At 58.5% G+C, this 22,011-nt stretch carries 19 protein-coding genes, 1 tRNA gene and 1 pseudogene; 7 read left to right on the top strand and 14 right to left on the bottom strand.

The genetic code is table 11. The features are described 5' to 3' along the window. The 7 genes from NW829_RS05330 to NW829_RS05300 all read right to left on the bottom strand — a co-directional run. Nucleotides 1–1,109, bottom strand: a 1,109-nt coding sequence (locus tag NW829_RS05330) for an ArnT family glycosyltransferase (protein ID WP_414416602.1), incomplete at its 3' end; no start/stop codon positions are given. A 148-nt stretch (nt 1,110–1,257) separates the two neighbouring features. Beyond that, on the bottom strand, nt 1,258–3,009 hold the full coding sequence (locus NW829_RS05325) for a DUF2254 family protein (RefSeq protein ID WP_414413030.1): 1,752 nt from the start codon (nt 3,007–3,009) through the stop codon (nt 1,258–1,260). Nucleotides 3,010–3,036: 27 nt separating this feature from the next. Further along, entirely contained in the window at nt 3,037–4,518 is a 1,482-nt protein-coding gene (gene ftsY, locus NW829_RS05320) for a signal recognition particle-docking protein FtsY (RefSeq protein WP_414416601.1), read from the bottom strand. A 103-nt stretch (nt 4,519–4,621) separates the two neighbouring features. Further along, nucleotides 4,622–5,449, bottom strand: a complete 828-nt coding sequence (locus NW829_RS05315; RefSeq protein WP_414416603.1) for a DUF2993 domain-containing protein — start codon at nt 5,447–5,449, stop codon at nt 4,622–4,624. A 68-nt stretch (nt 5,450–5,517) separates the two neighbouring features. Next, nucleotides 5,518–5,985 carry a hypothetical protein gene (locus NW829_RS05310; protein WP_414416600.1) on the bottom strand — a complete coding sequence of 156 codons (468 nt, stop codon included), beginning with the start codon at nt 5,983–5,985 and terminating at the stop codon, nt 5,518–5,520. 785 nt (nt 5,986–6,770) lie between these two features. Continuing rightward, nucleotides 6,771–7,415, bottom strand: coding sequence for a M48 family metallopeptidase (locus NW829_RS05305; RefSeq protein WP_414413654.1), 645 nt, complete (start codon nt 7,413–7,415; stop codon nt 6,771–6,773). Between the two features lie 215 nt (nt 7,416–7,630). Further along, complete coding sequence (locus NW829_RS05300; protein WP_414343871.1) at nt 7,631–7,936, bottom strand: hypothetical protein; 306 nt, start codon at nt 7,934–7,936, stop codon at nt 7,631–7,633. A gap of 172 nt (nt 7,937–8,108) precedes the next feature. On the opposite strand from NW829_RS05300, the gene minC reads away from it, so the two are divergent. From minC to NW829_RS05280, 4 genes are all read left to right on the top strand, one after another. Then, nucleotides 8,109–8,843, top strand: coding sequence for a septum site-determining protein MinC (gene minC / locus NW829_RS05295; protein ID WP_414416599.1), 735 nt, complete (start codon nt 8,109–8,111; stop codon nt 8,841–8,843). After that, the gene (gene minD / locus NW829_RS05290) at nt 8,840–9,646 is read left to right on the top strand and encodes a septum site-determining protein MinD (RefSeq protein WP_414329649.1); all 807 of its coding nucleotides are present in this window, start codon (nt 8,840–8,842) and stop codon (nt 9,644–9,646) included. Before minC ends, minD begins: the two co-directional genes overlap by 4 nt. Nucleotides 9,647–9,728: 82 nt before the next feature. Further along, nucleotides 9,729–10,031 (top strand): cell division topological specificity factor MinE, encoded by a 303-nt coding sequence (gene minE / locus NW829_RS05285; RefSeq protein WP_414412932.1) that lies wholly within the window; start codon nt 9,729–9,731, stop codon nt 10,029–10,031. Nucleotides 10,032–10,428: 397 nt separating this feature from the next. Next, nucleotides 10,429–12,783, top strand: a complete 2,355-nt coding sequence (locus tag NW829_RS05280; protein ID WP_414416598.1) for a cation:proton antiporter — start codon at nt 10,429–10,431, stop codon at nt 12,781–12,783. On the opposite strand, the gene NW829_RS05275 is transcribed toward NW829_RS05280, so the two are convergent. The 5 genes from NW829_RS05275 to NW829_RS05255 form a co-directional block, all read right to left on the bottom strand. Further along, on the bottom strand, nt 12,761–13,129 hold the full coding sequence (locus NW829_RS05275) for a gamma-glutamylcyclotransferase (protein WP_414329655.1): 369 nt from the start codon (nt 13,127–13,129) through the stop codon (nt 12,761–12,763). The genes NW829_RS05280 and NW829_RS05275 overlap by 23 nt on opposite strands. A 42-nt stretch (nt 13,130–13,171) precedes the next feature. After that, entirely contained in the window at nt 13,172–13,783 is a 612-nt protein-coding gene (gene plsY / locus NW829_RS05270) for a glycerol-3-phosphate 1-O-acyltransferase PlsY (protein WP_414416597.1), read from the bottom strand. A 222-nt stretch (nt 13,784–14,005) separates the two neighbouring features. Further along, on the bottom strand, nt 14,006–15,934 hold the full coding sequence (gyrB, locus tag NW829_RS05265; RefSeq protein WP_414416596.1) for a DNA topoisomerase (ATP-hydrolyzing) subunit B: 1,929 nt from the start codon (nt 15,932–15,934) through the stop codon (nt 14,006–14,008). Between the two features lie 201 nt (nt 15,935–16,135). Continuing rightward, nucleotides 16,136–16,675, bottom strand: coding sequence for a ribosome maturation factor RimM (gene rimM / locus NW829_RS05260; protein ID WP_414416595.1), 540 nt, complete (start codon nt 16,673–16,675; stop codon nt 16,136–16,138). Between the two features lie 12 nt (nt 16,676–16,687). Continuing rightward, nucleotides 16,688–17,653 carry an SPFH domain-containing protein gene (locus NW829_RS05255; protein ID WP_414416594.1) on the bottom strand — a complete coding sequence of 322 codons (966 nt, stop codon included), beginning with the start codon at nt 17,651–17,653 and terminating at the stop codon, nt 16,688–16,690. Between the two features lie 217 nt (nt 17,654–17,870). On the opposite strand from NW829_RS05255, the gene NW829_RS05250 reads away from it, so the two are divergent. The 3 genes from NW829_RS05250 (at nt 17,871) to leuC (ending at nt 21,654) form a co-directional block, all read left to right on the top strand. Next, complete coding sequence (locus NW829_RS05250; RefSeq protein WP_414416593.1) at nt 17,871–18,905, top strand: NAD(P)/FAD-dependent oxidoreductase; 1,035 nt, start codon at nt 17,871–17,873, stop codon at nt 18,903–18,905. Nucleotides 18,906–18,969: 64 nt separating this feature from the next. Beyond that, a complete protein-coding gene (locus NW829_RS05245; RefSeq protein ID WP_414416592.1) occupies nt 18,970–20,061 on the top strand; it encodes a polysaccharide deacetylase family protein in 1,092 nt (363 codons plus the stop codon). 189 nt (nt 20,062–20,250) lie between these two features. Then, the gene (gene leuC, locus NW829_RS05240; RefSeq protein WP_414343883.1) at nt 20,251–21,654 is read left to right on the top strand and encodes a 3-isopropylmalate dehydratase large subunit; all 1,404 of its coding nucleotides are present in this window, start codon (nt 20,251–20,253) and stop codon (nt 21,652–21,654) included. Nucleotides 21,655–21,672: 18 nt separating this feature from the next. On the opposite strand, the gene NW829_RS05235 is transcribed toward leuC, so the two are convergent. Together NW829_RS05235 and NW829_RS05230 are read right to left on the bottom strand one after the other, a co-directional pair. After that, nucleotides 21,673–21,746, bottom strand: a tRNA-Met gene (locus tag NW829_RS05235). A 13-nt stretch (nt 21,747–21,759) separates the two neighbouring features. Next, nucleotides 21,760–21,912: pseudogene (locus NW829_RS05230) on the bottom strand (hypothetical protein); the annotation flags it as partial. Nucleotides 21,913–22,011 lie beyond the last annotated feature (99 nt).

Below are 22,011 nucleotides of genomic sequence, written 5' to 3'. Positions count from 1 at the left end.
TCCGCACCGCTGACGCGACCCCGCATAGCCAACGCTTGATCCAAGGCTACCCCGGCCAAGAGAGCCAGCCAAGGGTAAAGCTGCACGGTGTAGTAGGGGGTTTTGGTGGGATAAAGCTGCAACAACAACAGCAGCAGCAGGGGGAAAGACCAGATTAGCAGCGTGGATCCCGGCTGCTGGCGCACCAGGAGAAAGCCACCCACCAAAGCCAAAACCGTCCACGGGAAGCCATGAACGGGAATGTGCCAAAAGTAGTACCAGCCGGTGGCATCCGCATGGAAGGGCTCTTGCCCCAGATCCCACACCTTCCCCACCAGGGTGGTCAGCACCTGTGGGCCATACACCTGCATGGCTGGACCTAGCCAGAGGCCAAAAATCCCCAAGCCCAGCCCAAGCGCCAGCCAAAATGGGGCGGATCCCATCCAGCGGCGCCGTTGCTGCACGAGATAGGGGATCAAAGCCGCCCCCGGCAGCAGGATCATGGCACTTTTCATCAGCAGGCCCAGCCCGAAGGCCACTCCGGTTAGCCAAAACCAAACCCTGTGGCCGCGGATACCGTTGACCAGCCCCAGGATCCCCAGCAGCTCCAGAAAGGTCAAGGGCACATCCTGCCCCACCAGCCGCCCCTGCTGCACCCAGAGGTAGCACAGGGGCAAAACCGCCATCCCCAAAAAGGCCGCCCGCATCGGCAAAAAAAACCACCCAATCCAACCCACCAGGGGAATGGAGAGCAAAGCAGCGAGGATCCCTGGCAGCCGCGCTGCCCACTCGTTTACCCCGTACAGGGCAAAACTGAGGGCCACGCTCCAGGTGAGCAGAGGGGGTTTCTCGAAAAAAGGCTCCCCCAAAAAAGTGGGCCCCAGCCAATGCCCTCCCCGCAGCAGCTCGCGGGCCATTTGGGCATAAAAGCTCTCGTCGCAGCCAGCCAAACTGGGATCCGCCCCCGAGAGCACAAACAGAGGCACTGCCAGGCCCATGACTAGTAGGCTTAGGCCCCAAAAGGGCACTAGGTGCGGGTCGCGGCGAAACTGAACGAAGGAGCTGGATCCCGGCAGGGATCTGCGGCTAGGAGAACTGCCCAGACGGTTGGGGTTGCCGAAAGGACGCATGGGACTCCGTCCCGCTAACGCGATGGGACAAGTCAGCAAGGGGCGGCTCTAACCAGACTAGACAAGGACTCCGTCCCGCTTACGCGATCGGCAGAATTTTTTAGGGAAGCTCCAGAGATCCAGAGGAGCTCTAAGGACTCCGTCCCGCTTACGCGATCAGCTTATCTGCCGGCAAGGTTAAGCCCTGAAACCAGCTAAAAAACTGCTCGGCATAGGGCCAAAGAGCGGGCTCCAAGTAGTAGAAGTTCTCCCCCCGGTCGGTAAACTCCCAAAACTCTGCAGCCGTAGAGAGCAGCTCTTGGTGGATGCTCTGTAGGCGCGCCAGGGGCTCGTGCTGCATATCCTGATAGATCAGCCTGGCCCAGTCCTCCCGGCCACGACTGAGGAAATAGGCTGCCAAGCGGACTTGGGTTTTGCGGATCCCACGCAGGGTGGTTTCCTGTTGCTCGCTTTCGGGATCCTGATCCAGACGTAACAAGGCTTGCACAATGGCTTCCGTTGTTTCAGAGCCCAGAGCACAGCTCGACTGGGCCAACATTCCCAGATCAAAGCCAAAGGTTTCAGATAGGAAAAAGAGGCCAGCTTTGTAGGCAATTAAGCTGTAGTAGCGAAAGTAGCCAACAATCTGCAAGACCAGAGCCGACTGGCGGTGTTGTAGGGCTGCCTCGGCCAACAAGCGGTACTGCTTGAGCAGGTTGTAGCCGCTGCGGATGTCTCGCGCGTTGATGACGGCCCGCAGATAGGTGTTGAAAAACTTGATCACCCACCCCGCTACCGTGAGTTGTTGGGCTTCCAGGGCGCGGATCCCCAGCTCCCGGCTGTGAATGGCCACCAGGGTGCTCGCCTGGCGCATGCCGTTTAGCCCTTCGGCAAATAAGGCTTGATACTGCCGCAGGATCTTCAGCTCCAGCCAGGATCCTTCTGCCTCGATCCGGCCCAGCAGGCCCCTATCCACCGAAGCAAAGTCCGGATCCCGCCGCAGAGCCGGGGTAAAGAGAAACCAGGCAGGGGGCAGTTGTGCTTTGTGAGCAGCATAGAAGACCCACAGAGACTTCAAGCTGTCCAAGGCTTCCAGGAGAATGCTCCCCTCCTGCTGACGGAGAGCACTGGTGGCGATGCTTTTGATTTCATCCAGAGCCGAGAGGCAGCGCTGATGAGCTGGCGAGCATTCGCCCATTGGAGAGTGCTGCTCTGTTGCTATGCCTACGGCACCCTGTATTCCTGCGCATCGCTGTTGCTGCACAACGTTGTCGTGACGAGGCCGCAGTTGCAGTGAACAACGGGAGAAATAGCCCCTCTTGGATCCGGAGTCCGATCCTGATCTCCTGGAAGCAAGGGATCCCAGGATGGCCTGCCGCACTTGCTGCTCAATGCGATGGATAATCGAAGCCGGCTGCAAAAAGTGAAACACGAAGCGAAAGTAGGGGATCAGCATCAAAAACGAAGCTGTGCCCAGCAGCAGATTCAGCCCGACGAGCAACCCTGGAGGGTGTTGCTCCGCAACGCCAACACGAACGTAAAAGCCCAGGGCTGCCGAACTCCACAAACTGACCACATTGGCCAAAATCAGGAAAAAGAAGAGGTAGAAATTGACTTTCTCGCGCAAAAACAGCTCCGTGACCTTTGGCGTGAAGCGATCCGCGCTCAACTGCACCACAATGGCCACCACCGAGAGGGTAAAGCCCAGCACCCCCGACAACACCTGAGCCAAGGTGGTTACAAATTCCTGCAAAGCTTCTGTATCCTGCGTGGATCCCGCCCGAACCAGGTTCAACCCGCTCTGGATCCAGCGGTGCCCACCCCAAGCCCAAAGCAAACCTGCCCCCACCACTGCAGCACTCCAGGGCAGAAAGCGGGGGCGACGCCCAACAAAGCCTGGATCTGTGTGTCTCTCTTTCACAATGGCCCTTCTCAGAGAGGGGGTGCCTCAATACTCGCTTAGAAGAGCTTCCACAAACTCGTAGCTGGAAAAAGGCCGCAGATCTTCTAGCCCCTCGCCGGCGCCGATAAAGCGGATGGGTAGGTTCATCTGCTGCGTAATGGCCAGGGCAATCCCCCCCTTGGCGGTGCTATCCAGCTTGGTCAGGATCACGCCGCTCAACTTGGCAGCCTCGGCAAACACCTCGGCTTGGCGCAACCCGTTTTGCCCTTGGGTGGCATCCAGCACCAGAAGGCTTTCTACTTTGGCTTCGGGAGCTTTTTTGTCAACGATGCGGCGGATCTTGGCCAGCTCGTCCATCAGGTTTTTCTTGTTTTGCAGACGGCCTGCCGTGTCCACCAACAGCAGCTCTGTGCCCCTGGCCTTGGCGGCTGTGATGGCGTCAAAGACCACTGCTGCCGGATCGGCATTGGGAGAGGGATTGGCGATTACCTCTACCCCTGCTCGCTCTGCCCAAACCTTGAGCTGCTCCACAGCAGCAGCCCGGAAAGTATCAGCAGCAGCAATCAGACAGCGGTATCCAGACTTGCGGGCGACATGGGCAATTTTGCCAATGGTGGTGGTTTTGCCCGCCCCATTCACCCCGACAATCAGCCAAATGTTGAGCGTGTCCCGTTGTGGGGCAAAGGTGGGATTCCCCACCGTCAACATCTGCCGCATCTGCTGCTTGAGGTATTTGACGGCCTCCTCTGGGGGCACCACCTCCTCTCGCATGCGCTTTTGTAGGGCTTGGATGATCTGCTCGGTGGCGTCGATCCCCACATCGGCCTGCAGCAACAGGGCCTCAATTTCTTCCACAGCCTTCTGATCCAGAGGGCCGCGGCCTACCAGGGCTTTCAACTGGTTGATCAGGTTAAGGCGGGTTTTGCCCAAGCCTCGCCGCAGCTTTTGCAGCCAGGAGATTTCCTCAACGGAAATCTCTTCCGGTTTGCGCCCTTGAGCCGCCAGGATCTCGGCTGACCAGCGGAAGCCCTCATCGAAGACCAGCTCTTCCGGCCCCGTCTCTGGAGAGGGAGCAACGGCTGGAGTCACCGGCTCGGGTTTGGGCTCATCCACGGCGCTGGCTTGCAGGGCTTGGAGACGCTCAGCAGCACGGGGAGCCAGATCAAAAAACGAGGGAGCTGCCGCCGGCTGCACAGGGGGCGATTCTGGAGATGCTGGTTCTTGTGTTGGAGTGGAGGACTGGACGGGTTCACGGGGTTCTGCTTGGGCAAGTGGGCCGGAGTCCTCAGTCGAGGCCGGTGGCTGCAGCTGGACGGATTCTGCTCGCGCAGGCGGGGCGGACTCCTCGGTTGCCGGTGGGGCTTGGGCAGCGGTACGGGCCTTCAGGTTGGCATAGGCGGCTTTGGCGAAGGCCAAATAGTCTTCCGGGGAGATCTCCGCCGGTTCCGGGGCCGGTGGCGAAGGCTCTGCTTCACCAGAAGAGTCGGTAGAGTCGGTATAGCGGCGGCGAAACCAATCGAAGGCCATAATCCCATCTCCAGCCTGGCTGATCTTTATCCAGTTTGACAGAGCAGCTCTCCTGCTAGAGCGCAGCCCTGGGGAGCTCATCCCTGCTCAATGGGGATCCCCGTTAGCGGGACGAGGTCCTTTCCAACCCTTCCACCCGCACAAACCCAATCACCTGCAACTGGTCAGGCTCTATCTCTAGGCTGAGCACCCGCATCAGGATCCCAATCTCTTCCAGCTCTTGCAGGTCAAGCACCTCATTGAGCCCGCCCAAAAACGCTGCTGAGATCTCATCGGGAACCCGTACAGAACCGATCACAAACTCCGGATTCTCCAGCTTTAGGCTGCGCCCTTCTTCCACGCGGATCCCGGTGTTAAACACCACCTCCACCGCTCGCGTTAGCGGGACGGAGTCCTTTTGCTCAGTACCGCCGTCTTTCTCCACCAAGAGGGCAGAGAGCTGAATGCGGCTGGGATCCAAAAACTCGACGCGGGGCTGACGCAGATCGAAACGGCGAGCTTCCCTTCCAGCTCCCCCAAAGGGCAGATCGGCGCGGATATCCTGAAACTGGCGGAGCACCTCTGGCTTGTTGAGGGCAGCATTCAAGTCCTCTTCCCGCACCAACACCCGTACCGCCGCTTGCAGAGGTCGCGCCAGGCGCAAGGGAGCCCCCTGGAAAAAAGAGGGGTCAATTGCCACCGGATCGGTTTCCAGCTCCAGAAGCTCGATGCGGGGAAAGGGCGCTCGATAGAGCCCGCGACCGGCAATCAGCAGGCGATCCGCTTGGCCATTCAGCAGTCGGTAATTGGGCTGGCTTTGAATACGCACCTCCAAAACCTCTGCCCGATCCAACTGATCCAGCAAAAGCTGCCGCGCCGTCTGATCCGCCAGATAGCCCGCTCCTCCTCCCAAGCTCGCCAACAGCCCCAAGAGAACCGCCAGGATCTCCATGCTCACTGCCCTGCTGTGCCCTAACCTAGGTTAGCAAGGGGATCCCTGGCCCCCCTTGGGGATCTGGGCTAGCGCAGCACCTTGAGAGGGCTGGCCTCAATGGGTCGGTTGCCCATAAAGGTTTTGGCAATTTTCAGGCCATCGGCCATTATCGGGCGATTGAGCGTGGGATCATGGATGAATTTGGCGCCAGAGGCAACCGTTGGGCGTCCCTCCCCCCAAGTGTCCACGACTTTGAGAGTTGCAGCAGCAACTGGACGTCCGTCGGCATAGTAATCCACCACTTTCAGGGTTGAAGCCCCAACCGGACGGTGGTCAATCTCAATTTCGCTGAACTTGACAGGGCTGGGAAACACGGGCGGGCCGGATTTCTCCCCCAGCAGTACCGGCATCTGAGCAGCCGCAGAGGCCCCATCAGCAGGCAGGGGAGCCAGGTTTAGAGCGTTACCCGTTTGCGTTAGCGGGAGGGCGTCCTTTCCCATAGAAGAAGCCTCTTGCTCTGGAAGCGTGCCGGAATGACCATTTGGAACGGCCATAAGAAACTCCTGAGTTGGTAGAGATAATGAACAAAACAGGACGGGAAAGGGCAGGAAGCTAGATCCCAGTGGAGCGCTGCAGAAGAGGGATACCCTTGGCAAGGCTAAAGGTTGGCCTCCCCAGGTTCAAATGAGTGAGACTGAATCTCGAATCTAAAGATATTCTAAACCAAAGTTTGGCATGGGATCCGCCGGCTGTGACCCAACGGTTCCTGAGACGATGCCGGCCAGTCGCGTTAGCGTTGCGCAGCTATGACGTCCTCTTCGCTTCAGCCACTCCCTGGCAAAATCCAAAGCGGACGGTACACTAGTGAGTTAGCAAAGTCTATGGCAGGGATCCCCTATTCCTCCTATTGGCGCTGGGCAAGGTGGCCGGCACCGGCTCTGTGGGCGTTGCTACTTTGGTTTGCTCCTGCAGCTCGAGCTTCTACCCTGGACGCGCCCCCATTTGACCTGAATGTTGTCCGCTCCCGTTCTCTGCCGTGGAGACATCCTCTTCTTGTTCCCGAGCAGAAGGATCCCATCCCATCCGCTCGCGTTGGCGAGACGGAGTCCTGGGCTGAAGTCGAGGTGACAGAGCCTCCTTTCCTAGAGTTCACCCTTGAAGAAAGCAACGCAGCTGTTGCCCTATTTGGATGCGATTGCCCGGCCCACCTCAACCAGTTGCGGAGACTACGCGGTCTGCCTTTGCTGTGAAGCACAGCTCCACCAGTAACTGTCCCTGACAAAGAAACACAGGGAGCCATCCAGCCGGTCTTGGGCAGAAGGGATCCCTCTGTGCCGAGTTAGGGCAGGACAGGGAGTAGCGGCAGGATCTCAATCTCGGTGCGTTGGGTTTGTTCGGGGGATCCGGAGGGCCAAATGGAGCCGCCGGAGCCGCGGAGTGGAACAGTCTGACCGGCTGGGCTGGCCATGCCGTGCTGAGTGATGAGCTGGTTGAGGCGGGCAATGCGCTCCGAGACAGGGGGATGGGTGCGCAGGAACTCTGGCACAGATCCGCGGGATTGCAACTTGGCCAAAAATTGCGGCATGCCCTGCGGGTCAAACCCGGCGCGATAGGCTGCCCCCAAACCTTTTTCATCGGCGATAAACTCGTTTTCACGGCTCTGCGGGCGCCGTACTCCCAATTCCAGGGCCAGAGCGGCCAGGGTACTGTCGTTGAGCCCCAACAATTGAGCCCCAGACTGGGCAGTGGCAGCCTGCTGCAGTTGTTGCAGGCCGTGGCGTTCGCCGATGTGGGCCACCTCGTGGGCCAGCACGGCGGCAATCTGGTCGTCGTTGTCGGCGGCTGCAAGGGCACCGGTGGTGATGTAGACAAAGCCTCCCAGTGTGGCAAAGGCGTTGATGTCGGGATCTTCCACCACTTGAAAGGTGTAGGGCAGATGGGGCCGTTCGCTGTGGGCGGCCACCCGTTGGCCAATGCGGTTCACCCGCTCGACCCAGTAGGGATCCGAACTGAGGCGAAGTTGTCCCCGCGCTTTCAGCTAGAAATCGCAGGAGCCCCGCACTGTACCCGTAGGTTCAGTGTTGGGAGGAATGCGCTTTGATGAAGTATAATGGACCTTAATGGTGCAAGCGTAATTGCGCTTTTTGGGGCTGCTGTAAACCAGCCTAGAGGTCCGTGGTTGGCTTGCCAACTGCAGGGCTACTGAAAGCCCGCCCTGTACCGCTTAGCGGTCAGAGTCGGGTAGTTTACTTGTCGATCGATCTGGCGGCCTAAGCTCACCTCTTGGGCATCGTTCAACTGGCTCACCTGCAGCCACTGAAGGCCATGAATCAGCAAACGGCCCAGATCTTGGGCATGGGCAGGGGATCCCATCCCAGATGCCGCAAGAATGCTGAGTAGGGCAATGGCGACCGGTCTCACCGCGCGAGAACTCCACCCCTTGGAGAGGAGAGGATCCTGTCCTGCTGGCGCGAGCAGCCTGAGGGTGTGGCGAGGTTTCAACATCAGGAATTGGCTCCATCAAGTACCCTCAAGTTAGCGATCCCGAAGCAAGATTGTCCTGCCACCCAAGCGAAACCGCTTTGCTATCAAGGGCAACCGCCGAGAGAGTTTCCCCTGGCTTGGGGGAATGGAATAGGATAGGGCTCTATATTCAGGCAGACGTTTAAGGGCGGTCATGACGGGATCCCCTACATGGAACCCTGAAATCTCCCCATCTCCAGACTCCTGGGCCACGGGCAGCGTTTACTTTCGGTCGGATGCACAAGGGATTCATCTGCACTTGCCCAGCACCTTACCTTGGGAAGAGCTTTGGGAAAACCTGGTTTGGCAGTTGCGCAGCCGCAAACCCTACTGGGCCGGGGTCGCTCCCCTCACCCTCTGGAGCCAGCAGCGAGAGCTGGACATGCCCAACCTACAACTTCTTGCTGCCCTATTGTCTCAGCATGGACTGCAACTGTGGCGCGTTCAAACTCGATCCCGCTCGACAGCGATTGCAGCAGCGACGTTGGGGTATTCTGTGGAGCAATCTTCCCTTTTGGGGGCAGTTCCCCCTGCTCCCCCAGACACCACACCTCTGTACCTACGTTCGACGGTGCGCTCTGGCATGTCCGTGCGTCACAGGGGCTCGGTATTCCTGTTAGGGGATCTCAACCCCGGCGGCGAGATCATTGCTGGAGGAGATATTTGGGTTTGGGGACGCTTGCGGGGCCTGGTTCACGCGGGGGCCGACGGCGACAAGGGAGCTGTAATTTTGGCTTTGCAGTTGGAGCCCACTCAGTTGCGCATTGCCGATCAAGTGGCCCGTCCGCCAGAAGGTGGATCCCTGCCCAACACCCCTGAAGTGGTTTACCTGCAGGAGGATGTCATCTGCGTCGCCAGCCTTCAGGATTTTCTGCGGAGAGGAGTATGAGCCGAGTCATTGTCATAACCTCTGGTAAAGGTGGAGTCGGCAAAACCACCGTGACGGCCAACCTGGGCACTGCCTTGGCGCGCTTGGGTCGCTCGGTGGTGGTGGTGGATGCAGACTTTGGCCTGCGCAACCTGGACTTGCTGCTGGGGCTGGAGAATCGGGTGGTGTACACAGCCCTAGAGGTGATCGCCGGGGAATGTCGCCTCGAGCAAGCTTTGGTGAAAGACAAGCGCACCCCCAATCTCTCGCTGTTGCCGGCAGCCCAAACCCGCAACAAAACGGCGGTGCATCCGGATCAGATGCGCCAGTTAATCGAGAAGCTGGCCAGCAGCCATGACTATGTGCTGATCGATTGTCCGGCAGGGATCGAACAAGGGTTTCGCAATGCCATCGCCGGAGCCAACGAGGCCATCATCATCACCACCCCAGAAGTGGCAGCGGTGCGGGATGCAGATCGCGTGGTGGGCCTGCTGGAAGCTGCACAGATTTCATCGACTCAGCTGATTGTCAACCGCCTGCGCCCGGACATGGTGGCAGCCGGCCAGATGATGTCGGTGGAAGATGTGGTGGAGGTGCTGGCCATCCCGTTGGTGGGTATTATTCCAGAAGACCGCGAGGTGATCGTCTCCACCAACAAAGGGGAGCCCCTGGTTCTCTCCGCCAATCCAACTCTGGCTGCTCAGGCCATCCAGCGCATTGCCCGACGGCTGGAAGGGGAAACAGTGGACTTCCCCAAGATGGCCAGTTTGGGCGAGTCCTTTTGGGAGCGGGCCAAACGGTTTTTAAACCAAAAGGTGCTCTGACGACTGTTCCATCTCTAATTCATCCAGGTTGCAATGGCAATTTTGACCTGTTTACAACTGAGTAACAAAGCCAACAAAACCTATGCTCCTCGATTTTTTGGATCAGCTTTTTTCTCGGCACTCCGGCAACAGCCGCCAGCAAGCCAAGCAACGGTTGAAGCTGATCTTGGCCCATGACCGCGCTGATCTCACCCCAGCGGCACTGGAATCGATGCGCCTGGAGATTTTGGGGGTGGTGTCGCGCTATGTGGAGCTGGATTCAGAGGGGATGCAGTTTCATTTGGCTACGGAAGGGGGAACGACTGCTCTCATTGCCAATCTGCCCATCCGTCGCGTTAAGCCCTTAGAGACGGGTCTCAGCCACCCGGAAGGCGAGAAAGCCTAGAAGGGGAGATTTTTGGCAGCATGTTAATTGGCCTTCATTCCAACAGGGCTCCCAATGCCAGAGTGGTCGTCAAGCTCGCTCTGTGATAGGTTGAGGTAAGTCGTGTGTACTGTAGAAAGAGTGGAGCTGGGTGTAGCTTTTGCAACTTTATGAAGCCAGCACACAGAGGTTAACTAAATGTTAACTCTGCATGTTCGAGCTCATGAACTGCTGACGTGATGGGCAGAGCCACCTTGACGATTGGAGACTTTCCAGCAGTCTGTATTGGCGTTAGCGTTGCGGAGTAATAACGACGTTAACGATGGAAACAAAACGATGGAAACAATGAGAGGGTTGGCGTTCAGTAGCTGGAAAGGTAAGGGCTCCGTCCCGCTATTGCGTTCGGTTAAGCCTCAATATGCAAGATTCATTTGAGCTGACGATCCTGTTTACGCTAGCCCTGGTGGCTGGGATCGCTGCTCAGGTGCTGGCTAATGTTGTCAAAGTGCCCAGCATTGTATTCCTGCTGCTGTTTGGCCTGTTGCTGGGGCCAGATGGTTTGGGCTGGGTTCATCCCCAAGTCATGGGATCCGGGCTGGAAGCGCTGGTGTCGTTGGCGGTGGCTCTGATCTTGTTTGAGGGGGGACTGAACCTGCGGCTGCAACGTCTCAATCAGGTATCCGATAGCCTGCGCAATTTGGTTTTGTTGGGATCCCTGCTGACCCTGGTGGGGGGAGCGGCAGCAGCTCACTATCTGGGGGAGTTTCCCTGGCGGCTGGCCTTTTTATTTGGATCCCTGGTGGTGGTAACAGGGCCGACGGTGATCAACCCCATCTTGAAGCGGGTACGGGTCGATCCGGCAGTCAGCACCCTCCTGGAAGGAGAAGGGGTGCTCATCGATCCCATCGGGGCCATTTTGGCGGTGGTGGTGCTGCAGGTGGTGCTCTCCGGCCATCCCAGTTTTCTCATGGCCTTGGAACAGTTGTCCAGCCGTCTGGCCATCGGGTCGGCGGTGGGAGCGCTGGGGGGCTGGCTGATGGGATCCTTCCTGCTCTGGTCGCGGCAGTTTTTAACCGAGGAGTTGCGCAACTCGGTGGTGCTGGCAGGGGCGCTGGGGGTGTTTGCCTTGGCCCAGTCGCTGCGATCGGAGGCGGGGCTGATGGCGGTGGTGATGGCGGGCCTGGTGGTGCGGCAGAAGGCGGCCATTGCCGAGCGGGGTGTGCGGCAGTTTCACGGCCAGTTGGTGGTGTTGGCCATCTCTGTGATCTTTATCCTGCTGACTGCCACGCTCTCCCTCAAGGCGGTGTTTGCCCTGGGCTGGGGATCCCTGGCCACAGTGCTGTGCTTGATGCTGGTCATCCGCCCCTTGAGCGTGTGGCTGTGTACCTGGCGCAGCGACCTGAATTGGCGGCAGAAGCTGTTTGTGGCTTGGCTGGCTCCTCGGGGCATTGTGGCGGCTTCGGTGGCCTCCTTGTTTGCCATTCTGCTGACAGAACGGGGCATTACTGGGGGGGATGCCCTCAAGGCGCTGGTGTTTTTGACCATCTCGGTGACGGTGACGGTACAGGGGCTGACCGCGGCTTGGGTGGCCCGTTGGCTGGGTCTGGATCAGGGCAGTTCCACCATAATCATCGGCGATCATCCCCTCACCAACCAATTGGCCCAGTTGATGCGCTCGCTCAACCAGACGGTCGAGGTGATCCCGTTGGTTTCTGGGTCTTCCAAAAATGGGCACGGCAGCTACAAAGCTCCCCACCCAACAGACGGTAAGGACTCCATCCCGCCATCCCGTAAGTCCTCCACATCCCTGTCAGGAACGCCGAAGCGTCGTCCAGCAGATGGCTTGCCCCCACAACTTCATTCCTCTGACGGCAACGGCACCCACAAGTCTGCCCCAAGCCAGGAAGTCGGCAAGCCAGAAGCCATCCCCGGATCCCTGCAGGAAGCTGTACTGAACGAGTCTGCTTTGTTGAAGGCCGATATCGACCATGCGGAAACTCTGTTGATCCTGACTCTGGATCCGCAGGTGAACTGGGCCATTGCCGAGTTGATGGTGAAACTCTCGGTTTCGGCCACCATCTGGACGGTGTTGCTGCCGGATATGCCCATCTCAGAAGGGATCCGCACCTTGCAGCCTTCCTTCCCCCAACTGCAGCGCTGGGCCGGCTATCTGGAGGCCAACCGGGCTGAGCTGCGCTCGATCACCCTACCCACGTTGGCAGACCTGGGCCTGCCTCTCCCTTTATCGCTACGTGACGCTTCTGCGAATGCGGCCTCAACCCTGCCGGAGGCAGTGCGGAGCAATAGAGCTGATGTCTTGACGGCTCAAGAGTCGTTCCCGACAGCGGTGCGGAGCGCTTTTTCAGCACCAGCGCTGCCCAATCCCTTCCTGGCCCAGATGGGACTGGAGGATCCCACCCTTGAACGGCTGCGGGATCAGTTTGCCTATCGAATCAAAGCCGATCTATGCCTGCCCTTGTTGTTGGTGCGCCCGCAGCGGCTGAGGAGCGGCTCATCTCGACCGGGTCGGCTCTTCTACCTGCCTGAGCCAGACATTTGGCGACGCGGGGATCGCATCTACTACCTGGAGCGCGTTTCCAGCCCTGTGGATGCCGGTGTTCTCTCCGCCAAAGAGCCTGATTCCCAAGAATGGGATCCGTCCGCAGCCGTTCACACTCGCGTTCGCGACAGTGGTGCGGAGCACAACAGTGGGATAGAGTCTTTGTTGCCGCCCCAGTATGTTGAGGGCGTCAAGCTCCACTTTGATCTCTAGCCAGCCAGCGGCCACTGGGGATGAGGGAACACCCCTGCACCTGCTCAGGCCGACCCAGATAAACCCAGGCAAAGGTGCCGCTATCCAACTGCACCCACTGCCGTTCGTACACCCGCGGGTGGTCTTCCAGCTCGTCCAATCGGGGCAATAGACTCAAGGGGATGCGGTAGCACTCGCCGTAGAGCCGGTTTCGGCCACGAACTGCCATCGGGTAGGGGCCGAGACTGTAAAGATCAATGTGGTTGAGGCTGTCTGTCCCCAAAAATTCTGCCCCCTGCAGCAAGCTGTGGTATTGGCCGCCCCGCAGCAGGGATCCGTAGACAAAAACCACTGTGGTCGGTTGCATAGCGTTGCGGAGTAATACAGCTACTTCACAGTGCCTTGAAAATTAGGGAGATTGCGTCCATTTTTGGCCAATGCGCGGCTCCGACCCGGCCAGTAGGCGCTCGATGTTGCGCCGATGAGCACCGATCACATACACCCCGCCCGCCAACGCAAACAACAAATAGGGCAAAGGTTGAGCTGTTGCCCACATCACCACCGGAGCCGCCACTGCCGCCAGCAGGGAGCTGAAGGAAACGATGCGGGTGAGGGCGAGCCCCAGCAGCCAGACGCCGAAAGTTGTCAGGGCTACTGGCCAAGCCATAGCCAACAAGATCCCCAGGCTGGTGGCCACCGATTTGCCCCCCCTGAAGCCCAGCCAGCAGGAACGGCTATGGCCGATCACCGCCAAGAATGCCGCCAAAACCACCCACCACGGGGATCCCAAGGCCGATCCCAGAGCCACTGCTGCTGCCCCCTTGGCAGCATCCACCAGCAACACCAGCAGGGCGGGCCCCTTGCCCAACGTCCGCAACACATTGGTTGCTCCGGTAGAGCCGGATCCCTGTTGGCGAATATCGATGCCTCCCCACCAACGACCTACCCAGTAGCCGGTTGGAATGGATCCCAGGAGATAGCCCCCCAGCACCGCAAGAAGAGCCGTAAGCAATGCAGGCATAGCAGGATCTGGAACGCTCTTCCCTCACTTTGCCACAGGGTCTGGGCTGCAACTGGGATCTTGCCCCGTCCGGGAGCTTTTGGCTGCTCGCGGCCTCGTCTGCAACACCGTCACGGTTTCCCTTAGCACCGTCGCGTCAACGTTGTGGAGCAACATAGGGCGCTGCAGACATAGCAACAACCCCGGCAGAGGCGGGACGGAGTTCTTTCTCTAAATATCGCTCTAGATATCGAGGGCTGTCAGATCCAAATGGGCACTGTGGGCCTCAATAAACTCCCGTCGGGGACCAACAGCATCTCCCATCAAGATGGTGAAAATGCGATCCGCCTCCACCGCATCTTCGATGGTGATTTGTTTGAGGGTGCGCGTTGCCGGGTTCATGGTGGTCTCCCAAAGTTGTTCAGGCATCATTTCCCCCAGACCCTTGAACCGTTGGATGGTGTACTTGGCGTTGGCAGGCAGCCCCCGCAGGATTTGGTCTTTCTCGGCGTCGCTGTAGCAGTAGCGAACATTGTTGCGACCCCACTCGATTTTGTAGAGCGGCGGACAGGCGATATAGACATAGCCCTGTTCCAGAAGCGCCTTTTGATAGCGGTAGAAAAAGGTCAGCAACAGGGTGCGAATGTGGCTACCGTCCACATCGGCATCGGTCATGAGGATGATGCGGTGGTAGCGCAGTTGGCTGGGATCAAATTCATCGCCTTTCACCCCCAAACCCAGCGCTGTGATCATCGCCTGAATTTCGGCGTTTTTGTAGATCTTGGCGGGATCCGCCTTTTCAATGTTGAGGATCTTGCCGCGCAAGGGCAACACCGCCTGAAACTGCCGATCCCGACCTTGTTTGGCGCTGCCCCCTGCAGAGTCGCCCTCCACCAAATACACCTCAGATTCCGCCGGGTCGCGGCAACTGCAATCGGCCAACTTCCCCGGCAGCGTGGAAGATTCCAGGGCAGATTTGCGCCGCACCAATTCTCTGGCCCGCCGGGCTGCCTCGGCAGCATTGAAGGACTGGATGGCCTTATCGACGATCCCCCTGGCCACGTTGGGGTTGAATTCCAAGTACTCCGTGAGCGCCTCGGAGACGAGGGTTTGCACAATGCCCCGCACCTCGGTGTTGCCCAACTTGGTTTTGGTTTGCCCCTCAAACTCGGGGTTGGGCACCTTGACCGAGACGATGGCCGTCAACCCCTCGCGCACATTTTCCCCAGCCAGGTTGCTGTCGGAATCTTTCAGCTTGTTGAGTTTGCGGGCTTGGCTGTTGATGGTGAGGGTGAGAGAGGTTTTCAGGCCCTCTAGGTGGGTGCCTCCTTCGTTGGTGCGGATGTTGTTGGCAAAGCCGATCAAAGTGTCGGTGTACACATCCGAGCACCACTGCAGGGCCACTTCCACCTCCACGCCATCCCGCTCCCCTCGGATGTAGATGATGTCAGAGTGGATGGGCATTTTTTCGTGGTTGATGAAGGCCACATATTCCTTGATGCCGCCTGCATATTGATAGGTTTCGCAGTGAGGCGGATCCCGCCGCAGATCGCTGAAGGTGATTTTCAAGCCGGCATTGAGGTAGGCCAATTCGCGAAAGCGGGCCGCCAGCAGGGCATAGTCGAACTCTCGCTCGGGAAAGATCAGCCCATCCGGCTTGAAGCGCACCTCTGTACCCCGCCGATTGGATCCCTTGGGCTGGGGTTCGGATTTCAGGGATCCCACCACCGCCCCGCGCTCGAAACGTTGAAAGTAAACCTTGCCCTCTCGCCAAACCGTCACCTCCACCCATTCGGAGAGGGCATTCACCACCGACACGCCCACCCCGTGCAGCCCACCGGAGACTTTGTAGCCGCCACCGCCAAACTTGCCCCCCGCGTGCAGCACCGTCAGCACCGTAACCAGAGCCGACTGCCCGGTTTTGGGGTGGATGTCCACCGGAATGCCGCGGCCATTGTCCAAAACGGATACCGAGCCGTCGGGATGCAGGCTGATCTGAATATCGTTGCAATAGCCGGCCAGGGCCTCATCAACGGAGTTGTCCACCACCTCGTACACCAAATGGTGCAACCCCTTCGGCCCGGTGGAGCCAATGTACATGCCAGGGCGTTTGCGCACAGCCTCCAAGCCTTCCAAAACTTGGATCTGCTCTGCACCGTAGTTTTCCGTCATTCCCAACTCCAATTCCGAAGAAGGCTCCCGGCCAAGATCAACAGAAACCCAGAAAAATTGACCTTAAAGGCCGAGGATGAGCTTAGCATCAAAAAACTGCCCCTATAATAGCACAAAAGGCTAGAACGGCCACACAGGCGCTTCTGAGGGCCAAGTTCAGGATGGGATGCAGGTACGGAAGTCAGGCCGTCTTGTCGAACTCTAACCCAGAAAGCTCTCCATCAGCCCAGGCGGCGGCTGCACGTGCAGTGCGCCTTTTTCCAAATCCACGACAGGCACCAGGGCTTTCACAAAGGGGATCAACACCTGCCGGTGATCAGGGGTTGTTATCTCCAGCACATCCTGGCCGGCTGCCAAAATCCCCGAAACCTGTCCCAGCAGCTCCCCCTGGCGATAGACGGTCAAGCCGATGAGATCGCGGTAGTGGTACTCTTCCGGCTGCAAGGGCAAGCGGTGGGAAGCCGGTACCAGCAGCCTAGCCCCCACCCAGGTCTCAGCCACCGTTCGATTGGGGATCCCTTCCAGTCGCACCAAATAAAGACCCTTAGCCGGGAAAAACTGCCCCTCGATCAAGGGGTGCAGCAGGGGCTCGGGATCCGTATCCCGCTGCAACCAGCGTGGTCCGGGCTCTGTGAAGCGCTCTGGAAAATCCGACCAGCACCTAACCCGCAGCCAGCCCCGCAAGCCGTGGGCCGCCACCACCTGTCCCACCAGCAGCCAATCGGGATCCCGGGCCATCATGGTCGGTCAAACTCAGTCGAGCCGCGGAAAGTCCACTTCGGTTGGGAAAGCGGTCGGGGTGCGCAGCTTCTGAGAGGTCACTGTGCGAGAACCTTCCCCACCCTTAGCCACGTCCACCATGGAGAGCAGCCCTTGCAGGGTGCCAGGGATCGAATTGGGATCCATGAAGATTACCTTGGCGCTGGGACTGCTGCCTACCTTGAAGCCCATGTCGATATAGTTTTGCGCCATCAGGTATTGCAACGCATTGGCTGCCTCTGGATTCTCTTGCAAAGTGGCGGCGATGGTCTTGATGGCTTCAGCCGTGCCCTCAGCCAACAGCAGCCGCTCCCGTTTCTCCGCTTCTGCCCGCAATAGCTGCGCCTTGGCGGCCCCAGCCGCTTGGTTGATGCTGGCCTGCTGCTCCCCTTCTGATTTCAGAATGGCGGCCCGCTTCTCCCGCTCGGCAGCCATCTGCTTTTCCATCGAGTCTTGCACAGTCTTAGAGGGTTGAATGTCCCTGACTTCCACGCGGGTGATCTTGATCCCCCAGGGATCTGTGGCCTCGTCCAGCTCTGTCAAAAGGCGGGCGTTGATCTCGGCGCGGGAGGAAAAGGTTTGATCCAAATCCATGCGGCCAATCTCTGCCCGCAGAGCCGTCAGCACCAGGTTAACCAAAGCCCGCTGCACGTCCTCCACCGCATAGCGGGCCTTGATCATGTCGGTGATGCGCCAATAGACCACCGCATCGGCCATCAAAGAGACGTTGTCGCTGGTGATGCACTGCTGAGGAGGCACGTCCAACACCTTCTCGCGGATGGTTTCCTGGAACACAATCCTATCGATAGGGGGAAGAATAAAGTGCAATCCTGGGGTCAGCTTGCGATGAAACCTGCCCAAACGCTCCACCAATGCCTCATACCCCTGGCTGATGATTTTGACCGAGTTGAACAGGTAGCCGACAAAGATCAGGGCAATGGCCGCTAAGATACCTGGCATAGGGCTTTTCTCCTAAGGGGGAGTTCAGTCCCCATTCTAGACGGTTGCTAGACGGTTGTTGGGACTGCTCCCTTCACTTGGATCACGCCTCAACAGAAATGTGGTGGACTCAGCAGGATAAGCAGTCCTCGGAACATATAGAGTTTCTTAAGATTTTTCAGGCCGCAGCCAACGACCTGAGATCACCCGGCAAAAAGCTCGTGAGGGGATCCCGTCTATGAAACTGAGCAGCAGGAATCTAGAGGTTGGTTTGGGCAAAATCTATGACGTGATTGTGGCCGGAGGAGGAGCAGGGGGACTATCGGCGGCAATCTATCTGGCTCGTTATGGATTGAGTTGCCTGGTGGTGGAGAAGGGCAGAGGCCGATCTTTTTGGATGCAGGATTTGCGCAATTATCTGGGATTGCCTCCGACCACTCCCGGACGAGAGCTGTTGCGACAGGGAACAGAGCACGCCCTCAGTTTAGGGGTAGATTACCTGCGCGGCTTCGTGGAAGATGCCACCGATGAGGGAGACCTCTTTGCGGTCAAAGTCAAGGTGGGAAAAGTTAACAGCCTCTACCCCATTTTTCGGAGCAAATATCTGATTGCAGCAACCGGCATTATGGACGAGCTGCCTCAGTTGTCGGATATGCAGAATGTTTACGACTACGCCGGCTATTCACTGCATGTCTGTATGATCTGCGACGGCTATGAAATGCGGGATCAAAAGTCAGTGTTGATCGTCAATTCGGAAGATCGGATCAATACAGCTTTTGTCCTCAACTGGTTTACACCCTATATCTCGGTGTTGACCCACGGCCTCTGCTCGGTCGGCCCCGACATTCGCAAAAAACTGGCGGATCATGGCTACCCCCTCTACGAATCTCCTATTCGCCGCTTTCTTGGAGAAAACCATCAATTGCAGGGTGTGGAGTTGGAAGATGGCACTTACATCGAAGCAACTACCGGCTTGGTGGCGATGGGCGCCAGATACCACAATGCCTATTTGAAAGGGATCCCCGGCTTGAAATGGCAAGGGGAAAACCTGTTGACCGACGAGTGGTGTCGCACTGCCCATCCGCGGCTGTTTGCGCTGGGCGATTTGAAGCAGGGCCTGAACCAGGTGGCGATTGCGGTTGCCGATGGTACCTTAGCTGCCACAGCCATTTGGCGGGACATCCGACGGGCCTCGCCTGCACGTAAATGGGAAGAGCGGCTGCTCTCGCCACCCAGAAGCCCAGCAGGGCCTTCCGGATCCTCACTAAATTGATGGGCTCTATCGAGCTTGGGTGGCTTCTGTCCTATGATTGGTTGCGAAGGCTTAAGCCATTCCTATGCACTCTCTGAAAGCGTTGATATTTTGCCTGGTTTTCCTACTGGTTGGACTGATCTACTACTGCACGGTAGAGGCCCAGCCTCTTTTTGAGCTGAACCTGACGGCCACCTCGGAATACAACCTCATTCTCCCCATCGAAAGCATTCGGGTGGTGCGCGGTGCCAATCCCCAAGATTTGCTCATTTATCTATCAGCTCCTTCGGCAGCCTGGATCCATCAAGAAGAGGTGAACGGGCATTATGTGATCGACATCCCCTACGGAGTCATTACCCGTACAACAACCGTCGAGATTGCCTCGGATCTGCCCTATCGGCTGAGCTGGGGCAACCAAAATGAGCAGACGGGGCGACTGTTGATTACCCCTGCTCCCCCTCGTGTGGAGGTGTTTCTGCAGCATAGCTGGATCCCGGATCCCGACTTTCTCGATCCGGCGGAAAACAGCCAACCTTTGCAACTGCCCTTGGAAGAAATGCTGGGGCCTTTACTGGAGGTGCCGCCTCGTTCTGCCTTTCTGACCATTGACGATGGCCCCTGGCCCCAATCCACCCCCCGACTTTTACAGGTTTTGGATGATCTTCAAATCCCGGCCACTTTCTTTGTTATCGGCACTCACGTTTCCCGATTTCCTGAATTGGCTCAATCGATTCAGGCCCATCACCACACCATAGCCAATCACACTTTTACCCACGATTATCAACGTCTCTACGGAAGCAACGAGCTGTTTTATGCTGAGGTGGATCAGACAACCCAACTGCTCAAAACGCTGAACTTGGATCCCCAACTGGTTGTTCGCCCACCGGGAGGTTTTCGCCTAGACTCTGCTTTGCGCCATTCTTTAGAGCAGGCAGGGTATCGCGTTCTTTACTGGAACATGAGCGCAGAAGATGCCTACGCCGGCCAAAGTGCAGCCCAACTTTTGGAGCGCATTCGAGCTCAGTTGCCGGCGATCCAGGCTTCCGATCAGCCCCTGGTTTTGCTGCTGCACGATCGCTGGCCCCACACCGCAGAGGCCCTGCCGGATATCGTCGCTGCCATTCAAGAGGCGGGCTATCGCTTTTTGCCTTGGCCGGCCTTCAGGGATCCCGTTTGAAGGGCTGGCAACAGGTTTTCTGGCTTGAGGACTCCGACCCGCCTTTGCCGGCTGGGGATGTTCAAAGAAGGGCTGCATCTCGCTCAGCTCGGCAGCGTTGCCCAGAGATAACGGAGGCCTGTGCCTTGACAAGCTTTTCCCCAAGTAGCACATTGAAAGTTTACAGGACTTGGCTGCGGGCCGAGGAAGATGAGCGAGAGGACATTATTCGATAAGGTGTGGGATGCCCATACGGTGCGGATTTTGCCCTCTGGGCAGACGCAGTTGTTCATCGGCCTGCACCTAATTCACGAGGTGACCAGTCCGCAGGCTTTTGCCATGCTGCGGGAGCGTCATCTGCCGGTTCTGTTTCCCGAGCGGACGGTGGCCACCGTGGATCACATCATTCCCACCGACAACCGGGCACGGCCTTTTGCGGATCCCTTAGCGGAGGAGATGATCCAGGAACTGGAGCGCAATTGTCGGCAATACGGCATCCGTTTCTACAACAGCGGCTCCGGTCGGCAGGGGATCGTGCATGTGATTGCCCCGGAGCAAGGGTTAACTCTGCCGGGGATGACCATTGCCTGTGGGGACAGCCACACCTCTACCCACGGGGCCTTTGGGGCCATTGCTTTTGGGATCGGCACCAGCCAGGTGCGAGACGTATTGGCCACCCAAACTTTGGCTTTGTCCAAGCTCAAGGTGCGCCGCATTGAGATCCACGGCAAGCTGGGGCCGGGAGTTTACGCTAAGGATGTAATTCTGCACATCATCCGCAAGCTGGGGGTCAAAGGCGGGGTGGGCTACGCCTACGAGTACGGGGGCAGCGCCATTGAAGCCATGAGCATGGAAGAGCGCATGACCCTCTGCAACATGTCCATCGAGGGAGGGGCCCGCTGCGGCTACGTCAACCCCGATGGGGTGACCTTTGAGTATTTGCGGGGGCGAGAGTTTGCCCCACAGGGATCGGATTGGGAAGAGGCGGTAGCCTGGTGGAGAAGCCTGGCCAGCGATGGCGATGCCCGCTACGACGATGTGGTGGTCTTCCAGGCCGCAGATATTGCGCCGACGGTTACTTGGGGGATCACCCCCGGCCAAGGTATTGGGGTGGATGAGCGGATCCCTGCCCCAGAAGATCTGCCGGAAAGCGAGCGGGAACTGGCCAAAGAGGCCTATGCCTACATGGACTTGCAGCCGGGGGATCCCATTGTAGGAACACCGGTGGATGTCTGTTTTATCGGCAGTTGCACCAATGGCCGCTTGAGCGACCTGCGGGAGGCAGCCAAGATTGCCAAGGGGCGGCGGGTGGCCCCAGGGGTGAAGGCGTTTGTGGTGCCCGGCTCAGAACGGGTAAAGCAGGAAGCAGAACAGGAGGGCTTGCGGGAGATCTTCGAGGCGGCAGGGTTTGAGTGGCGGGATCCCGGTTGCTCCATGTGTTTGGCGATGAACCCGGATCGGCTGGTGGGGCGCCAGATCAGCGCCTCTTCTTCCAACCGCAACTTCAAGGGCCGACAGGGATCCCCCAGCGGGCGTACTCTGCTCATGAGCCCGGCCATGGTGGCAGCGGCGGCAGTCAGCGGCAAGGTGGTGGATGTGCGGACACTGCTTTAACCAACCGTCTCTCAGGCATAGCGGGGACTGGATTTGAACCAGTGACCTTCGGGTTATGAGCCCGACGAGCTACCAGGCTGCTCTACCCCGCGGCGCTTTTCTAGCCTAGCTTGTCCTCCGGCTAACCGGCAAGCCTACACCTTGAGTTTCGCCGGGCATTCTCTTCGGGGATCCCCGTCGCACCTGGATGAGCTGGGCGGTGATGCTGATGGCAATCTCGGCGGGGGTTTCGGCGTGGATCTCCAGACCGATGGGGGCAAAGAGCCGAGTAAACTACCCGACCCTGACTGCTTCGCAGTACGGGGCGGGCTTTCGGTAGCCCTGCAGTTGGCAAGCCAACCACGGGCCTCTAGGCTG

The sequence above is a fragment of the Synechococcus sp. R55.8 genome (assembly GCF_047461895.1).
GTDB lineage: Bacteria > Cyanobacteriota > Cyanobacteriia > Thermostichales > Thermostichaceae > Thermostichus.
This window is presented reverse-complemented; position numbering and strand designations above follow the sequence as displayed.

Coding starts and splice junctions, on each gene's coding strand:
- minE (WP_414412932.1), top strand. CDS start 9,729: ATGCTCCTCGATTTTTTGGATCAGCTTTTTTCTCGGCACTCCGGCAAC.
- rimM (WP_414416595.1), bottom strand. CDS start 16,675: ATGATGGCCCGGGATCCCGATTGGCTGCTGGTGGGACAGGTGGTGGCG.
- minD (WP_414329649.1), top strand. CDS start 8,840: ATGAGCCGAGTCATTGTCATAACCTCTGGTAAAGGTGGAGTCGGCAAA.
- NW829_RS05255 (WP_414416594.1), bottom strand. CDS start 17,653: ATGCCAGGTATCTTAGCGGCCATTGCCCTGATCTTTGTCGGCTACCTG.
- NW829_RS05300 (WP_414343871.1), bottom strand. CDS start 7,936: ATGTTGAAACCTCGCCACACCCTCAGGCTGCTCGCGCCAGCAGGACAG.
- NW829_RS05280 (WP_414416598.1), top strand. CDS start 10,429: ATGCAAGATTCATTTGAGCTGACGATCCTGTTTACGCTAGCCCTGGTG.
- ftsY (WP_414416601.1), bottom strand. CDS start 4,518: ATGGCCTTCGATTGGTTTCGCCGCCGCTATACCGACTCTACCGACTCT.
- NW829_RS05275 (WP_414329655.1), bottom strand. CDS start 13,129: ATGCAACCGACCACAGTGGTTTTTGTCTACGGATCCCTGCTGCGGGGC.
- NW829_RS05250 (WP_414416593.1), top strand. CDS start 17,871: ATGAAACTGAGCAGCAGGAATCTAGAGGTTGGTTTGGGCAAAATCTAT.
- minC (WP_414416599.1), top strand. CDS start 8,109: ATGACGGGATCCCCTACATGGAACCCTGAAATCTCCCCATCTCCAGAC.
- NW829_RS05310 (WP_414416600.1), bottom strand. CDS start 5,985: ATGGCCGTTCCAAATGGTCATTCCGGCACGCTTCCAGAGCAAGAGGCT.
- gyrB (WP_414416596.1), bottom strand. CDS start 15,934: ATGACGGAAAACTACGGTGCAGAGCAGATCCAAGTTTTGGAAGGCTTG.
- NW829_RS05245 (WP_414416592.1), top strand. CDS start 18,970: ATGCACTCTCTGAAAGCGTTGATATTTTGCCTGGTTTTCCTACTGGTT.
- leuC (WP_414343883.1), top strand. CDS start 20,251: ATGAGCGAGAGGACATTATTCGATAAGGTGTGGGATGCCCATACGGTG.
- plsY (WP_414416597.1), bottom strand. CDS start 13,783: ATGCCTGCATTGCTTACGGCTCTTCTTGCGGTGCTGGGGGGCTATCTC.
- NW829_RS05315 (WP_414416603.1), bottom strand. CDS start 5,449: ATGGAGATCCTGGCGGTTCTCTTGGGGCTGTTGGCGAGCTTGGGAGGA.